11 protein-coding genes are annotated in these 14,872 nt (G+C 70.3%); 9 read left to right on the top strand and 2 right to left on the bottom strand.

Annotated elements, in window-relative coordinates:
• Positions 1 to 48 precede the first annotated feature (48 nt).
• Positions 49 to 1,467, bottom strand: a complete 1,419-nt coding sequence (locus ACIBG8_RS20165) for a cellulase family glycosylhydrolase (protein WP_397344367.1) — start codon at positions 1,465 to 1,467, stop codon at positions 49 to 51.
• A gap of 49 nt (positions 1,468 to 1,516) precedes the next feature.
• Between ACIBG8_RS20165 and ACIBG8_RS20160 the strand changes: the two genes are divergently transcribed.
• From ACIBG8_RS20160 to ACIBG8_RS20120, 9 genes are all read left to right on the top strand, one after another.
• A complete protein-coding gene (locus tag ACIBG8_RS20160; RefSeq protein WP_397344366.1) occupies positions 1,517 to 1,993 on the top strand; it encodes a hypothetical protein in 477 nt (158 codons plus the stop codon).
• Positions 1,990 to 2,244, top strand: coding sequence for a DUF3039 domain-containing protein (locus tag ACIBG8_RS20155; protein ID WP_397344365.1), 255 nt, complete (start codon positions 1,990 to 1,992; stop codon positions 2,242 to 2,244). Before ACIBG8_RS20160 ends, ACIBG8_RS20155 begins: the two co-directional genes overlap by 4 nt.
• Positions 2,245 to 2,624: 380 nt before the next feature.
• Positions 2,625 to 3,356 carry a zinc metalloprotease gene (locus tag ACIBG8_RS20150; RefSeq protein ID WP_397344363.1) on the top strand — a complete coding sequence of 244 codons (732 nt, stop codon included), beginning with the start codon at positions 2,625 to 2,627 and terminating at the stop codon, positions 3,354 to 3,356.
• Between the two features lie 621 nt (positions 3,357 to 3,977).
• The gene (locus ACIBG8_RS20145; RefSeq protein WP_397344362.1) at positions 3,978 to 5,369 is read left to right on the top strand and encodes an MFS transporter; all 1,392 of its coding nucleotides are present in this window, start codon (positions 3,978 to 3,980) and stop codon (positions 5,367 to 5,369) included.
• Between the two features lie 492 nt (positions 5,370 to 5,861).
• On the top strand, positions 5,862 to 6,590 hold the full coding sequence (locus ACIBG8_RS20140) for a hypothetical protein (protein ID WP_397344361.1): 729 nt from the start codon (positions 5,862 to 5,864) through the stop codon (positions 6,588 to 6,590).
• An 86-nt stretch (positions 6,591 to 6,676) separates the two neighbouring features.
• Entirely contained in the window at positions 6,677 to 8,425 is a 1,749-nt protein-coding gene (locus ACIBG8_RS20135) for a DEAD/DEAH box helicase (RefSeq protein ID WP_397344360.1), read from the top strand.
• Between the two features lie 528 nt (positions 8,426 to 8,953).
• Positions 8,954 to 9,082 carry a hypothetical protein gene (locus ACIBG8_RS20130; protein ID WP_397344359.1) on the top strand — a complete coding sequence of 43 codons (129 nt, stop codon included), beginning with the start codon at positions 8,954 to 8,956 and terminating at the stop codon, positions 9,080 to 9,082.
• Positions 9,083 to 9,153: 71 nt separating this feature from the next.
• On the top strand, positions 9,154 to 10,503 hold the full coding sequence (locus ACIBG8_RS20125; RefSeq protein ID WP_397344358.1) for a phenylacetate--CoA ligase family protein: 1,350 nt from the start codon (positions 9,154 to 9,156) through the stop codon (positions 10,501 to 10,503).
• The gene (locus tag ACIBG8_RS20120; RefSeq protein WP_397344357.1) at positions 10,500 to 11,471 is read left to right on the top strand and encodes a hypothetical protein; all 972 of its coding nucleotides are present in this window, start codon (positions 10,500 to 10,502) and stop codon (positions 11,469 to 11,471) included. The genes ACIBG8_RS20125 and ACIBG8_RS20120 overlap by 4 nt, the downstream gene beginning before the upstream one ends.
• On the opposite strand, the gene ACIBG8_RS20115 is transcribed toward ACIBG8_RS20120, so the two are convergent.
• Entirely contained in the window at positions 11,452 to 14,388 is a 2,937-nt protein-coding gene (locus ACIBG8_RS20115) for a BTAD domain-containing putative transcriptional regulator (protein WP_397344355.1), read from the bottom strand. The two genes, ACIBG8_RS20120 and ACIBG8_RS20115, sit on opposite strands and share 20 nt — an antisense overlap.
• Positions 14,389 to 14,872 lie beyond the last annotated feature (484 nt).

Raw genomic sequence — 14,872 nt, 5'->3', positions numbered from 1 at the left:
TCACCAGGTACGGCTCCCGCCCCATCGCCCGGGGCGGGAGCCGTACTGCTATCTGGGGACCACCGTCAGCGTGATGGTGTTGCGCTGCGGGGCCTTGACGGTGAGGATGCGCGTGGTCGCGTCCCAGGTGGTCTCGCCGAGCTCCTCGGTCAGCTTGCCGCCCTTCGGGAAGGTCGACTTGGGGAGGTAGATCTCGGTCGGGCCCGTCTCGTTGGCCTCGAATACGACGGTGAGCGCGTGGGTCCTCGCGTCGTAGGAGATCTTCTTCGGGCGGCCGCCGATGGCCCTGGGGTAGGGGCGGTCGAAGGCGGCGACCAGCGGGGTCGCCTTTCCCTTGTCGTACGGTCCCCACGGGCCTGGGTCGCGCGACCAGTAGGAGAAGCCGGACACGCCCATCTGGTCGTTCATGTCCTGGATGCGGTTGAGCAGGTCGGTCGCGCCCGGCCGGGTCATGTCCATGCCGAACTCGCCCAGCAGGATCGGCGCCCTGAGCCGCTCCGCCGTACGCAGGATGTTGTCGCGCCACCAGCCCAGCGTGCGGTCGGTCCACTCGCGGGAGCCCGCCGTGTAGTCGTCGCCCAGGTCGAGGGGGAGCGGGTAGACGTGCGGGGCGAAACCGATGCGCGGCTGGCCGCCGCGCGGGTCGTCGAAGGCGGGCAGGGCCGACTGCAGGCCCCAGTTGACGCCCACGGCCTGAGGTTCGACGAAGATCCAGCTGTCCTCGTCGACGGCTCTGATCTGCTTGATGCACCTTCTGTAGAGCTCGGCGAGTGGGCCGCTCTCGAACTGGGCGCCCTGCACCGAGCCGCCCCACGGCTCGTTCATCAGGTCGTAGCCGATGACGGCGGGGTCGTCCTTGAACCTGGCCGCGACCTGCTGCCAGGCCTTGGCATAGTGGTCGAGGAGCTCGGGGTGGTCGCCGGTGGTGTTCCAGAAGTGGTCGAACGCGCGGATGACGCCGGGTTCGAGGTAGTACATCTCCCAGGTGAAGTGGTCCGTCTTCACGGGGAGGCCGTCCAGGTGGGTCGCCCAGGCTGGGGCGCCGTTTCCGGCCTGGCCGGTGGGGGTGATGGAGTTGCCCCACAGGTCCTGGTGCATGTCGAGCATGACGTGGTAGCCGCGTTTGGCGTACCACTGGACGCGCTCCGCCACCTTGTCCAGATATTTCGTGTCATAGACGCCGGGCTGGGGCTCCACTGCGCGCCACTGGATCAGGAAGCGCACGAAGTTGGTGCCCATGTCCTGATATTCCTTGGCCACGTCGGCCTCGGTCAGTTCGGGCATCGCGTCCGGGGTGCCCTTGGCGCTGCTGGAGGCGTTGAAGCCGCGCAGGATCAGCGTCCTGCCCTGGTCGTCGGTCACGAAGCGCTCGGAGGGCTTCGGTGTGCCCCTGGTCGCCGACGCGACGCCGCCCCCGACCACGACGGCGAGCATCGCCACTCCGGCGATCAGCCGAGCCGCTTTCATCCGGGCACCCTCTTCCGCCAGAATCATTGTCGGCGCTAGCCTGCCGAACATGAGCTTTGTTCGCAATAGGTTGCCGGCGATCGTGACCCTGGTGATCGTCATCGCCTTCGGCCTGTTCGGGGGCTTGCTCGCCACGCGTGTCGGGCTGCTCACGGTGCCTTCCGCCATCGGTGCTCCGTACGGGCTGCCTGGGTTGCGTGTCGTGCCGCTGGGGGAGACGGGGTGGCTCACTTGGGCTGACTCGGTGGCGGCTTTGGTGCTGGTGCTCGTGGTCTACCGCTCCGTGCGCGGCTTCTGGGGTACCTGGGGGGCATTCGTGCTGGGGTCCCTTGTTGCGGGACTGCTCCGGGCCGTCGTGCTGTCGCAGGTGGCGGGGGCCGGGTTCGGGGGCTATCTGGGCTACCTCGTGGGCGGTCTGATCGCGGGGCTGCTGTGGGGGATCGCGCTCGGGTGGCTGCCGGCGCTCGCGTCACTGCCGAGGCGTACGGCGGGCCGCTTGCCTGCGGGCTTAGACTCGATGGGGTGAGCACGAAGATCCTCCCTGAGCAGAAAACCACGCCGCAGACCTCACACGGTGACGGCGATCACGAGCGTTTCGCGCACTATGCCGACAAGCACAAGATCACCGAGAGCATGGTGACCGGGACGCCGATCCGCGCCCTGTGCGGCAAGGTCTGGGTGCCCAGTCGTGATCCGAAGAAATACCCGGTCTGCCCGGAGTGCAAGGAGATCTACGAAGGGCTGCCCAAGGGCGGCGACGATGACGACAAGCAGTAAGTGTGTTGGTCACGGATTGTGACACTCCGTAGAGCTACGGTCGGGTAACTGACCAGCTCATATCGGGGGACTGCATGGCCCGGCGCGCGACCGCCGTTTCTTTGGTGTGCCTGCTCGCGGCCGGGCTCATTCCTTTTGCCGCAACGCGAGCGGTTGCCACCGTCTCGTGCGCCCTTGGGTCGTCCGCGCCCTCCAGACTTTCTACGCCTTCCGGGCCCTCCGGGCCTTCTACGGCTTTCGGGCGTTCCGGGCCTTCTATGGCTTTCGGGCGTTCCGGGCCTTCTATGGCTTTCGGGCGTTCCGGGCCTTCTACGGCTTCCGGGCGTTCCGGGCCTTCTATGGCTTCTGTGCCTTTTGGGCCTTCGCCGTCCGTGCCCGGGATGCTGGACGACCTCGCGCGGCGGCTCGGCGACCGGGCGCCGGCCGTCGAGGTCACCGTACCGACAGTCGTGCACGTGCTCACGGACGGACGCCGCCGGGCGCCGGACTCGGCGGTCAGGAGCCAGATCGCCACGCTCAACGCCGCGTACGGCGGGCGGTACGGCGGGGTGGACACCGGGGTGCGGTTCGTCCTGGAAGCGGTGGTGGTGACCAGGAACCCGTCCTGGTTCGCGGACCCGCTGGGGAACGAGGCCGCGATGAAGTCGTCTTTGCGGCGGGGCGGGCCGGAGACTCTGAACCTGTATATCGCGCAGTTGAGCGAGCTGGTGCTGGGGTATTCGACGTACCCGTACTGGTATGACGGCGGCCCGTTGCTGGACGGGGTGGTGATCGACTGGCGCAGCTTGCCTGGTGGGGCGTTGCGTAACTTCAACCGGGGATACACGGGCGTTCACGAGATCGGCCATTGGCTGGGGTTGTTCCACACCTTCGAAAACGGCTGCGGCGCACCGGGCGACGGCGTGGACGACACGCCGGCCGAGGAGATGCCCACCGAGGGCTGCCCGGCAGGAAAGGACACCTGCCCGGGTGGGGGCAAGGACCCGATCCACAACTTCATGGACTACGCGTATGACCGGTGCATGTCGGAGTTCACGAAGGGGCAGGCGGTGCGCATGCACGAGATGTGGTCCGCCTACCGCACCACCCTCACCAACCCAGACCCCCGTTAACCCAACCCGCTAACCCTCCAGGCCAGCCCCGCCCTCGGCCAGCCCCACGTTCACCCCGCCCGCCTTCGGCCCAGCCCACCCGCTCACCCCGCCCGCTCACCCAGCCCGCCTTCGGCCCAGCCCCCCTTCGGCCCAGCCCCGCTTCGCCCAGCTCCGCCCGCAGGGCTCGCCCCGCCCTCGGCCAGCCCCACCCTGCTCACCCCACCCCCGGCCAGGCGTCACCCACGCATCCACCCACCTTCCGCGCCCATAGCCCTTGGCCCCCCACGGCCACTAGCCACCCCTCCCTCGCTCTCACGCCACTCCCCGCCCCGCCACTCCCCGCCCCCGCTCACCCCGCCCTCGGTCAGCCGCCACCCGCTCATCCACCCTCCTTCTGCGCCATAGCCCTCCGGCCGCCACGGCCACTAGCCACCCCCTCCTTCGCCTGCACCCCTCGTTCGCAAGCCCCACACCCTCAAGCCCGTGATGCGCGTCCCTTCCCCACGCCGCGACCCCTCCCCGCGAGCGTCCTTCCCCGGGGTGGCCGAGCAGGCGGCTGGGCCGTACGGATTGACTGGGGGTTGACAGCCCGGCGACCCGGTCCATGACAGGCCATATCGGTGCAACTAGGATGTTCAGGTGACAGCACCGAAGACACTAGACACTCCATACTCCCCGCCCCGGATCTTCGGTCCTCAGTACCGCGCCGCCACCATCGGCATCCTGCTCGTCGTCACCCTGATCGCCTTCGAGGGCATGTCGGTCGGCGTCGTCATGCCGGTCGTCTCCAAGGATCTCGACGCCCTCAACCTCTACGGCATGAGCCTGTCGGCGTTCCTCATCGCCAGCCTCTTCGCCAACGTGGTCTCCGGCCTGTGGTCGGACCGGCGCGGCCAGACCATCCCCTTCCTCCTCGGCGTACTGCTGTTCGTCATCGGCATGGGGCTGGCCGGTGCGGCGGCGAACAAGGAGCTGTTCGTCCTCGCCCGCGTCATCCAGGGCCTTGGCGCGGGTTCGACCGTCGTGGCCATCTACGTGATGATCGCGAAGGTCTACCCGCCGGAGGCCAGGCCCAAGATCTTCGCCGGGTTGTCGGCCGCCTGGGTGGTCCCCTCGATGGTCGGCCCCGCCGCTGCGGGCATCGTCGCCCAGGCGTGGACCTGGCGTGCCGTGTTCTTCGGCATCATCCCGCTCGTCATCCCCGCGCTCGTCATGCTGATCCCCGCCCTCAAGCAGAGCGCCGGAATCGCGGGCGAACCGTCGACGGGCCCACGGTCCAGGCCGATCCCGATGTCCCTGGCCGCGACCGGGACTGCGGCTGGGGCCGGAGTGCTGCTGTACGGCGTCGACACGGTGCACCTGCACGCGGCCTGGGGCGCCGCTGCCATCGTCGCCGGTTTTGTCATGCTCGGCTTTGGTCTGCCCAGGTTGCTGCCACCGGGCGCGCTCAGGTTCGGGCGGGGGCTGCCCACCACGATCATGATGCGCGGGATGCTGTCCGCGACGTTCTTCGGCGTGAACTACTTCATCCCGCTGGCGCTCACGCAGGTCAAGGGGTTCAACGCGACCGAGGCGGGCATCGCGCTCACCACGGGCGCACTGGGCTGGTCCACCGGGTCGTACCTGCAGAGCAGGCGCACCGCCGAGGCCCACCGGCGGATCAGGCTGGGCGCCGCGTGCGTGACGGTTGGTGGCCTGGTGACCCTGCTGGCCGTACTGCCCGGAGTGACCGGATGGATCGCCGTGCCCGCATGGATCGTGGCCGGGTTCGGCATGGGCATCGGGATGACGACAGTGAGCGTGACGGCGATGCGCCAGTCCCCGGCCAACGAGCAGGGCGCGAACTCGGCGGCGCTGTCGGTGACGGACATGCTCGGATCCGCCCTGGCGGTGGGTGTCGGCGGCGCACTGATCAACGTCGTCGGCCACGCCAAGGACCAGATCGCGACGGGCTTCATCGTCATCGTCTGCCTCATGGCCCTGGTCGGCCTCACCGGAACGATCGTCTCCGCCCGCGTCAAGGACGCCTAACCCCACCACCCTCCATACGCCCCCGTACGGTCCACCCACGACCCCGTACGCCACCGTACGGTCCGCCCACATGTGGTCCGCACACGACCCGTGGGGCGCTGTGTGGTGCGCCCACGTGCGGGTCCGCCCGCGATCCGTGCGGGGTCGTGCGGTGCGCCCGCGTGCGGTCCGTCCGCGACCGGCGCGGCGTTGTATGGTCCGCCCGCATGTGGTCCGTTCGCGACCCGTGCGGTGCTGTGTGGTCCGCCTGCGCGGCCTGGGCGCGGCCGTATGGGCCGTCCGCGACCGTGCGGGGCCGTATGGTCCGTTCGTTGTCCGTACGGTGGCGTACGGGCATGGGGGCCGCCCCCCCGTGGCCGACAGTGCGATCCCGTGCGTCATGGGGGCCGGAATGTAGCGTCGAGGTGACTCATTTCCCCCTCCCGTCCCAGTGATCACGGAACGCCTGAGCGTCGCGCCAAGGAGTGATAGGACAGCGGACGAGGAGGTGTCATGGAGGATGATCACCGCGTCTGGCCGGAAGGGCCCGGGCGCCGCCGTACTCCTCCAGAAGACACGGAGCCCGCGTGGGGCGCGCGCCGTGGCGAGGAGACAGACCCGCCGTGGAACCCCCAGCTGAGGAGGACAGCAGAACGCGAGGAATGGGACGGCCTGCCACCTTCGGCCAGGCGCTACGGCACGCCGACCGTGCCGCACCGGGTGCCCGTACGCAGGCGTACGGGACGCAGGGTCGGCGCCGTCCTGGCGCTGATCCTGGCCACCGGGCTGGTGGCCGCGCTGGTCGTGGGCATCATGCGCACCTACACGCCCGAGCCGGTGAGCAACACGCTGACCGACGCCGAGGCGGCCGTCACGATCCCGCTGCCCGCCGGCTGGGCGAAGGGCGTGGTGCCCCCGGTGACCGGGTTCACGTCGGTTGCCCGGAATGGGCAGGGTGCCGTGCTCATGGCCAGGCCTGTGAGAGACTCCATCGACGTTAAGGAGGCCGCGGAGGTCTACTCGCAGCTCATCCTGCAGGGCGACACCGTGGGCATCGTCAAGGACGCACCGGGCAGCCGTTCGCTACGCGCTGAGTACAAGGACGTGGTCAACCGGCCCGCCTATCTTCGAGTGATGATTCTCACTCGGAACGGCAGGACGGCGATGCTGCTCGGCCTGCTGCAACCCGACGAACCAGCCGGGAGACAGGCGCTCGACGCCCTGATGGAGAGCGTGAGATAACGCTCATAGCACGCGAGGATGAGGTTGACCAGGATCACGTCTGCACGGCACGTCTTGTCGGTGTCCCCGATTACTCTTGGGTCACTGTGAGCACCTTCGCGGCGTCCCACCTGTCGCCTTCCTATCCTGACCGTGCTGCCTGGGGCACCGCGCCCAAGTTGCGTGCGTGGCAGCAGGACGCGTTCGACCTCTATTTCCGGACAGAACCGCGCGACTTCCTCACCGTGGCCACCCCCGGCGCGGGCAAGACCACCTACGCCCTGCGCATCGCCAGCGAGCTGCTGGCCAACGGGGTGATCAAGGCGATCACCATCGTCACGCCCACCGAGCACCTCAAGCGCCAGTGGGCCGACGCCGCGGCCAAGGTCGGCATCGGCATCGACCCCGAGTTCAAGAACAGCCAGGGCGCCACCTCGCGCGACTACATCGGCGTCGCCGTCACCTACGCCCAGGTCGCCATGCACCCGGCGCTGCACAGGGCGCGCACCGAGGCGCGCAAGACGCTGGTCATCTTCGACGAGGTGCACCACGCGGGCGACGCCAAGTCGTGGGGCGACGGCATCCGCGAGGCCTTCGAGCCAGCGGCCCGCCGCCTGCAACTGACCGGCACGCCGTTCCGCTCGGACGACAGCCCGATCCCCTTCGTGGAGTACGCAGAAGACGCGGAAGGCTTCAAGCGCAGCGTCTCCGACTATTCCTACGGGTACGGCCCCGCCCTGGCCGACGGCGTCGTCCGTCCGGTGATCTTCCTGGCCTACTCCGGCGAGATGCGGTGGCGCACCCGCGCGGGCGACGAGATCGCCGCCACGCTGGGCACGCCGCTGACCAAGGACCAGCTCTCCCAGGCCTGGCGCGCCGCGCTCGACCCCAAGGGCGACTGGATCCGCCAGGTCATGCAGGCCGCCGACCGACGGCTTACCGAGGTACGGCAGAGCGTTCCCGACGCGGGCGGCCTGGTGATCGCGACCGACCACGAGACGGCCCGCGCGTACGCCAAGCACCTGCGCGCCATCTCCGGCGAGGGCGCCACGGTCGTGCTCTCCGACGACCCAGGGGCGTCCAAGAAGATCAAGGACTTCGCGGCCTCCGAGCACCGGTGGCTGATCGCCGTCCGCATGGTCTCGGAAGGCGTCGACATCCCGCGCCTGTGCGTGGGCGTCTACGCCACCTCCACCTCGACCCCGCTCTTCTTCGCCCAGGCCGTCGGCCGTTTCGTGCGTGCGCGCAAGCGCGGCGAGATGGCCTCGGTGTTCCTGCCCTCGGTGCCCACCCTCATGGGGCTGGCCAACGAGATGGAGCTCGAGCGCGACCACGTGCTCAACAAGCGGCAGCAGGACGACGGGCTCGACGACAGCCTCCTGGAGAACGCGAACCGCAAGAAGGACAACCCCGACGTCCTGGGCGACGAGCTGCCGTTCGAGACGATGGAGGCCACGGCCACCTTCGACCGGGTGCTCTTCGACGGCGGCGAGTTCGGCACGGGCGCCGAGATCGGCTCGGCCGAGGAGGAGGACTTCCTGGGGCTGCCCGGGTTGCTGGAGCCGGACCAGGTGGCCTCACTGCTCCGCAAACGCCAGGCCGACCAGCAGGCGGCCCGCCGCAAGGCCCCGAAGGCGGAACCGGCGGCGCTGGCGCCGCACGAGCAGATGGCGGAGCTGCGCAAGGAGCTCAACGGCCTGGTCGGCGCGTGGAACCACCGCACGGGGCAGCCACACGGCGTGATCCACTCCGAGCTCCGCCGAGCCTGCGGCGGCCCCCCGATCGCCCAGGCTACGGCTGAGCAGGTGCAGGAGCGCATCGACAAGATCCGCCAATGGGCCACCAGCCGCCGCTGACCCAACAACCTTCCTAAGCCCCGCCCACTCCTGGTCCTGCTGTGACTGGCGACCTCTGGCAGCGACCGGCCGCGCGTGGTGGCATATAAGGGGCTGCGGGCGTGACTGGCGGGGGATCCAACGAGCACGCACGACGCGATCCGAGAATTCGCGCCGGAACGAAACTGGCTGGGTTCGGCGGGAAAGTGTCTCGTCACAGCCGCCTCGGCGGCCGTCTTGGTGCCCTCCGTCCTGACCGTGATCTTGGTCCAGTGGCGCACCACGGCCTGGGTCGCGCGTTCCATGTCGGCGATCGTGGCGCGGTTCCCACTCACGATGCCTGACGCGCTTCACGGCAGCGGCACACGCCTTGTCATGGGTGAAGGCGGGACTCAGCAGACCCCGTGTGTGGGATCCGTGGAGCGTGAGCTCCTCCCCGAGATCCTCTGGCGAGAGGAGGGCGGTATTGCGGGGCCTCGCAGGAGCGCCGCCAGAAGATAGCGGCGATTGTATGGGGTTTGTAGTGATGTTGTAGGGGGCGATCTCATCGTGGGGGGCAGCGGGTGCGACCAGTGCCTGCCTGGACCGAAGGAGATCCCGATGGTCAAGACCGTGCGTCGTTACGCCAAGTTCGCCGTCAGCGCCCTGTCCACCGCCGTCTTCGTCCACAGCGGCTGACCCGCCGCGACACGCCCCCGGGGATCGCAGCCCCCGGGGGCACGGCTGGAAACGGACGGAAAGGACGCAGGTTGTTCGGCACCGCGGTACGCCAGCTCGGCTACGCCTGGTCGATGATCTCCGGGCGCCGGTTCCGCCTCAAAGACGTCTCGGCCCTGGTCGACGACATGCGCGCCACCATGGAACAGTTCGGCTCCCCAGGCGAGGGCGCCGACGACCTGCTCGCCGCCACCGACCCCGAGATCCAGGAGGACCTCACCAGGCGCAGGCTCAAGCAGACCGTACGGCACGCCGCCACAGAGACGCCCTACTACCGCCACCTCCTGAAGGACGACGGGATCATCCCGCCCACCCGCAAGGAGGCGCTGCGCGGCATGCCGTCCGCCTTCGTCTCTGACCTGGCCAAACCGGCCCTCCTGGCCTACACCACCGGCACGACGGGCGCGCCCACGATGGTGTGGTTCTCCGCCTACGAGCTGGAGCTGATGTCGGCGATGGCCGCGCTGTCGCTGATGATGTCCGGTGGCCTCCGTACGGACCACATCTGGGCAAATGCGGTCAGCTCCCGCTCTATCGCCCAGGTCATCGCCGAGCGCGGCGTGACGAGGACGGGCGCCGCCTTCGTCAACCTCGGCATCGTCGACCCCGCCGTGGCGCTCGACCGGCTGGCCACGCCGTTGCACGTGCCGGGCAGGCGCCCGCAGATCACCCACCTGAACCTGAACGCCTCGTACCTGGGCGCGTTGGTCCAGGAGGCCGAGCGGGGCGGCTGGTCGCCGCGTGACTTCTGCCTGGAGGAGGTCTGGTCGGGCGGCGAAGTGCTCACCGACGCCCTGCGGGGGCGCGCCGAGGAGATGTTCGGCGCCCCGGTGCACGACGGGTACTCCATGACGGAGATCGCGCCGGTCAGCGGCGAGGTGTGCGCGGACGGCCACCTGCATATGCCCGCCGACCAGGGGATGGTCGAGGTCCTGGACCCCGTCACGATGGAACCCGCCGAGGCGGGCGCGATCGGCGTGCTCGTCGTGACGCCGTGGTCGGCGTTCCGCGACACCACGCTCCTGCTGCGGTACGTGACGGGCGACCTGGTCAGGGTGCTCTCCGAGCCGCCGGAGTGCGCGCGGGCGGCGATCCCCGCCACCTCCCGCATCCTCGGCAGGATGGTCGGCGACCAGGGGCTGACCACCCGCGACATCCTCGACGCCCTCCAGGCGGAGCGCGACCTGCCGCTGCCCTCCCGCTACGCGCTCGACGGCGGCGTCCTGTACGTGGTGGCGGACAAGAAGGACAGGGCGCTGGCCGTACGGCTGGAAGAGCGGTTGTCCACCGGGGTGGTGCTGGTCGAGGGCCCGGAGGAGCTGCCAGCGCCGTGCCACGTCCGAGCCGACCTGATCGAGCATTCCTTCGAGCGGCCGCGATGATCCCCTACGCGCTCGCGCTCAACGCGCTGCTGGTCGTGACGGTGGCGCTGGCCGCCTTCTACCTGAGCAGGTTCACCATGGCCAGGCCGCCGGTGGGCAAGTTCGTCGGGGCCGACATCGCCGTCATGGTCGTCGTGCTGGTGGCCATGCCGTTCGTCTATCTGAACATTCCCGTGCCGCTCGTGGTGACGATCTTCGGACTGATGATGTTCACGGTCGTCCAGCTCACGCTCGCGCCGGTGATCGGTGGACGGGCCGCCGCGGTGACCGCTGTCGCCGTGTGCGCCGCCGACATCGGCGCGTATTTCCTCGGCTGGGATCTCGCGCTGCTCGTCCTGAACGACCTCGTCCTGGTCACCCTGGTCGTCGGCGCGGTGAACATGTGGGTGCAGGTCGCGATGACGCCCGCCCAGGTGGCCGCCCTGGCCGCGGCGCTCACCGTCTACGACACGCTGGCCACCGGGCTGACCTCGCTCACCAGTGACTTCGTCGCCCGCCTCGACGGGCTGCCCTTCGCACCGATGATGGCCACCCGCTACGGCCAGGACCCCTCCTTCACCGGGCTGGGCGACTGCCTGATGCTCGCGCTGTGGCCCCTGGTGGCCCTGCGCGCGTACGGCAGGCGCGCGGCGTGGTGGGCGGCCGGGCTGGCGGGTGCCCTGATCGTGATCTCCACGGGCTTCGTGCTCGCCGGTGGCGGACCCGTTCCGCTGCTGTCGATCCTCGGCCCGCTGATCGTGGCGCAGTGGCTGTTCTGGCGGCGATGGAAGGCGGCACGCACCCACGCGCCGGTACGGTTCGAGGTCGACCAGAGCCTCACCGCCGTTCCTGCCACGGTTCCCGGCGCGTGGGTGGCGCTGTCGCAGGGCGTTCCCGTCGCAGAGGGGGCGACGCCCGGCCAGGCCAGGCGGGCGTACAGGCAGGCGGGGCTGGACGGCACGCCGGTCGTCATCCGGGTGGTCGAGTGAGGTACGCGGCGACCTGGTCGCCTTCCTGCGACGGGCCGAACAGCTCGTGTGAGCGTTCCCACGCCGTGCGCGCGCTCCCGGCGTCCCCCAGCGAGGCATGGGCCAGGCCGAGATCCCTGAGCGCCCGCGCGCGCCACAGTACGGGACCGTCCGGACCGAGCTGTTCGAGTACGGCGAGCAATCCGGCCCGCGCCTCCTGCGCGCGCCCCTGGCGCAGCCGTACGGTGGCCAGAGCGTGCCCGGCCAGCGCCCGGCCCAGCTCGTCACCGCAGGAGCTGAACAGGCGCGCTGCCTCGGAGAGAGCAGCGGCCGCCTCGGCGAACCTGTCCAGAGCGCCCAGCGCCTCGCCCAACCGGCGCAGCACCTTGCCCACCGCCATGCGGCTGCCCGTCGGCTGCCACAGCCGCAGGCTCTCGGTGTAGCACTCGACCGCCTGGGCGGCGTCGCCCTGCAGATAGCGGGCGGTGCCGAGGGCGCGCAGCAGGTCGGCCCTGGCCTCGTGGTCGTCCTTGCGCGTCACGTGCAGCCGCTCCAGGCAGATGCGCGCCGCCTCCTCGTAGTCGCCCTCGTCGAGGTGGATCCACACCGGCCAGGTCCAGGCGTGACTGACGCCGTCGGCGTCGCCGTACGACGTCAGGATCGGGACGGCGCGCCGGGCGTCGGCGAGCGCGCCGGCGAGGTCGCCCTCCCCGTGACGGCACGCGGCGCGGGTGAGCAGCGCGTACGCCGCGCCGTGCGCGTCGCCGACGCGTTCGAGCTCGCCCAGCAGCTCGCCCGCCTCGCGCTCCGCCTCGGCGAACCTGCCCCTGCACGTGGTGGCGTGCAGGAGCAGCAGCCTGGCGCGCAACGCCGTACGCTCGTCGCCGGTCGCGTCGATCACGACCCGCTGCACCCGCTCGGCCTCGTCGAGGAAGCCCTCCATGGTCAGGAACCTGGACAGATGATGCGCGAGCTCCGCAGCCGTGGCCGTGTCACCCAGGCGCACCGCCGTACGCACGGCCGTCACGAGCGTGTCCTGCTCGGCCGCCAGCCACGTGACGCTCTCCTTGACCCCCGGACTCTCCGACCACCCTCCCGGGTACGGCGGAGCCATGGCGATCGGCAGCGCCCGGGTCGCCTCGCGCGCCCTGACCAGGCACGCGGCGACCTGGCTGCGTAACGCGGCCCGCCTGGCCGCCTCGCTCTCCTCGTCCACGGCCCGCTCGGTGGCGTAGACCCGCATGAGGTCGTGCAGGCGGTAACGCGGCTGCCCGGCCACGTCGATCTCGGTGGACAGCAGCATGCCCCTGGCGACCAGCGTCTCGAGCACGGAGTCCGCCTCCAGCTCGGTGAGCTGGAGCAGCGCGGCGGCCGACCAGCGCGCGCTCCCTTCGCCGGTGAGGCTGAGCAGGCGGAACCCGCGCCTGGCCGCGTCGGGCAGCGCGGCATAACTCGGTTCGAACGACGCCCGCACGTCGATCCCGCCCACCACCAGCTCGTCGAGGCGCCGGTCGGCCAGCCTCGACGCGAACTCGCCGACCGGCCACAGCGGCCGCGTCGCCAGCCGGGCCCCGGCGGCCCGTACGGCCAGCGGCAGCCGTCCGCACGACCGCAGGATCGCCTCGACGGCCGCGCCCGCCGACCTGATCCGCTCCACGCCCGCGACGCGTTCCAGGAGCAACCGGGCGTCCTCGTCGTCCGGCGGCTCCAGGACGAGCTGCAGCGCGCCCTCCAGGTCGGGGATGCGGGCGCGCGAGGTCACCACGACGCCGCTGCGCGCGGTGCCGGGAAGGAGGTGGCGCAGGCCGGTCTCGTCCGCGTCGTCGAGCACGATCAGCACCGCCTGGTCGGCGAGGCGCTGGCGCAGCAGCCTGGCGCGGTCCTCGACGGAGCCGGTGATCAGCGCGCCGTCCACGCCGAGCGAACGCAGCAGCTCGGTCAGGAGGTCGGCCGGGTCCCTGTTGGCCCGCACGAACAGCTGGGCGTCCGGGTAGTCGCCGCGCAGCCGATGAGCCAGATGTACGGCCAGCGTCGTCTTCCCCACCCCCGGAATGCCGGAAATAACGGCTATAGGCGGGCTTGACCGGTCGCCCCGGGGGCTGAAGAGGGGGAGCAGGGTGGCCAGCTCGTCGGCGCGGCCCACGAAGTCGGCGACGTCACCAGGCAACTGGCAGATCGTCGGCCTGCCCTGCTCGTGCTCGGTGGGCGCGGGCGGGTCGCCGGCGAGCAGGGCCTCGTGCAGGCGGGTCAGCTCGCTGCCCGGCTCCACGCCCAGCTCGGCGACCAGCAGGGTGCGCGCTTTCCTGAACGCGTCGAGCGCCTCGTCGCGGCGGCCGTCCCGGTGCAGGGCGAGCATGAGCTGGGCCCAGAGTTGCTCGCGCAGCGGGTGCACGGCGACCAGGGCGCGCAGCTCGGGGACCAGGTTCTCCCTGCCCAGGACCAGGCGGACGTCGATCCACTCTGACCTGGCTGCGCCGAGCTGCTCTTCCAGCTCGGCGACGCGAGGGGTCATGGCGCCCGTCAGCCTGGCGTCCTCGGCGGGGCTGCCTCGCCAGAGGCGTACGGCGGTGGCGTAGTCGCGTTCCGCCTTGTCGAGGTCGCCGTGCCTGCGTGCGGTTCTGGCCTGCCGTACGAGGGCTTCGAACGTCATGAGGTCCAGCTGGTCGGCGGGGAGGTCGCAGCGGTACCCGTGGCCGTCGGTGCGCAGGTGGAGGGAGGTGGGGCGGAGGGCACGGCGGAGCTGGGAGACGTAGGTCTGGATGTTCGCGGCGGCGGAGGTGGGTGGGTCGTCCCAGATGGCAGTGATGAGACGGTCCATGGAGAGGGTGGTGTTGGGGTGCAGGAGGAGTGCGCTGATGAGGGCGCGCTGCTTGTTGCTCAGCCGGACGGGGCCATCGGCGGAGGAGACGCGGACGGTTCCGAGGATCGAGAACTCCACGCCGCGCAGTAGAACCCACCCAACGCCTTTTGACAAGACGTCTTACCCCCACCATCAACCCGACGTCGATGAAGCGGCTGCCCGCCCACCGCCCGCCCCTGCTCCCGCGGTGGCTGAGCACCTCTGGCAGTGACCGACCGCGTAGGTTCGTGTCCCCTGCCGTGAGCCACCGATCGACGGATCGTGCTGGCGGTTGACTGCACACCTAGCGCCCGGATGCTGCCACCAGCGGCCCAGGGGTCGTGACTCGGCGTAGGCCGCCTCCACCAGTTTTCTTTGCCGCCAGATCGTGGGAGGCGGCGATACGCGCTCACGCGAACGCCGTGGTCACGGAACACCTTCCGTCAGGATGTGGACTCGCCTTCTCCGGAAGCCTCCCGCCCACGAAACGGCCTCACAACCTTTCGGGAGGTTGAATCGCGCCAACCGTCGTTGAAGAGGCCTTGTTGGACGTCGAGGTGACCACCTGGCTGGGGCTGGAGCG

It is taken from the genome of Nonomuraea sp. NPDC050556 (assembly GCF_044457355.1).
Lineage (GTDB): Bacteria > Actinomycetota > Actinomycetes > Streptosporangiales > Streptosporangiaceae > Nonomuraea.
This window is presented reverse-complemented; position numbering and strand designations above follow the sequence as displayed.

Coding starts and splice junctions, on each gene's coding strand:
- ACIBG8_RS20165 (WP_397344367.1), bottom strand. CDS start 1,467: ATGAAAGCGGCTCGGCTGATCGCCGGAGTGGCGATGCTCGCCGTCGTG.
- ACIBG8_RS20160 (WP_397344366.1), top strand. CDS start 1,517: ATGAGCTTTGTTCGCAATAGGTTGCCGGCGATCGTGACCCTGGTGATC.
- ACIBG8_RS20150 (WP_397344363.1), top strand. CDS start 2,625: ATGCTGGACGACCTCGCGCGGCGGCTCGGCGACCGGGCGCCGGCCGTC.
- ACIBG8_RS20140 (WP_397344361.1), top strand. CDS start 5,862: ATGGAGGATGATCACCGCGTCTGGCCGGAAGGGCCCGGGCGCCGCCGT.
- ACIBG8_RS20120 (WP_397344357.1), top strand. CDS start 10,500: ATGATCCCCTACGCGCTCGCGCTCAACGCGCTGCTGGTCGTGACGGTG.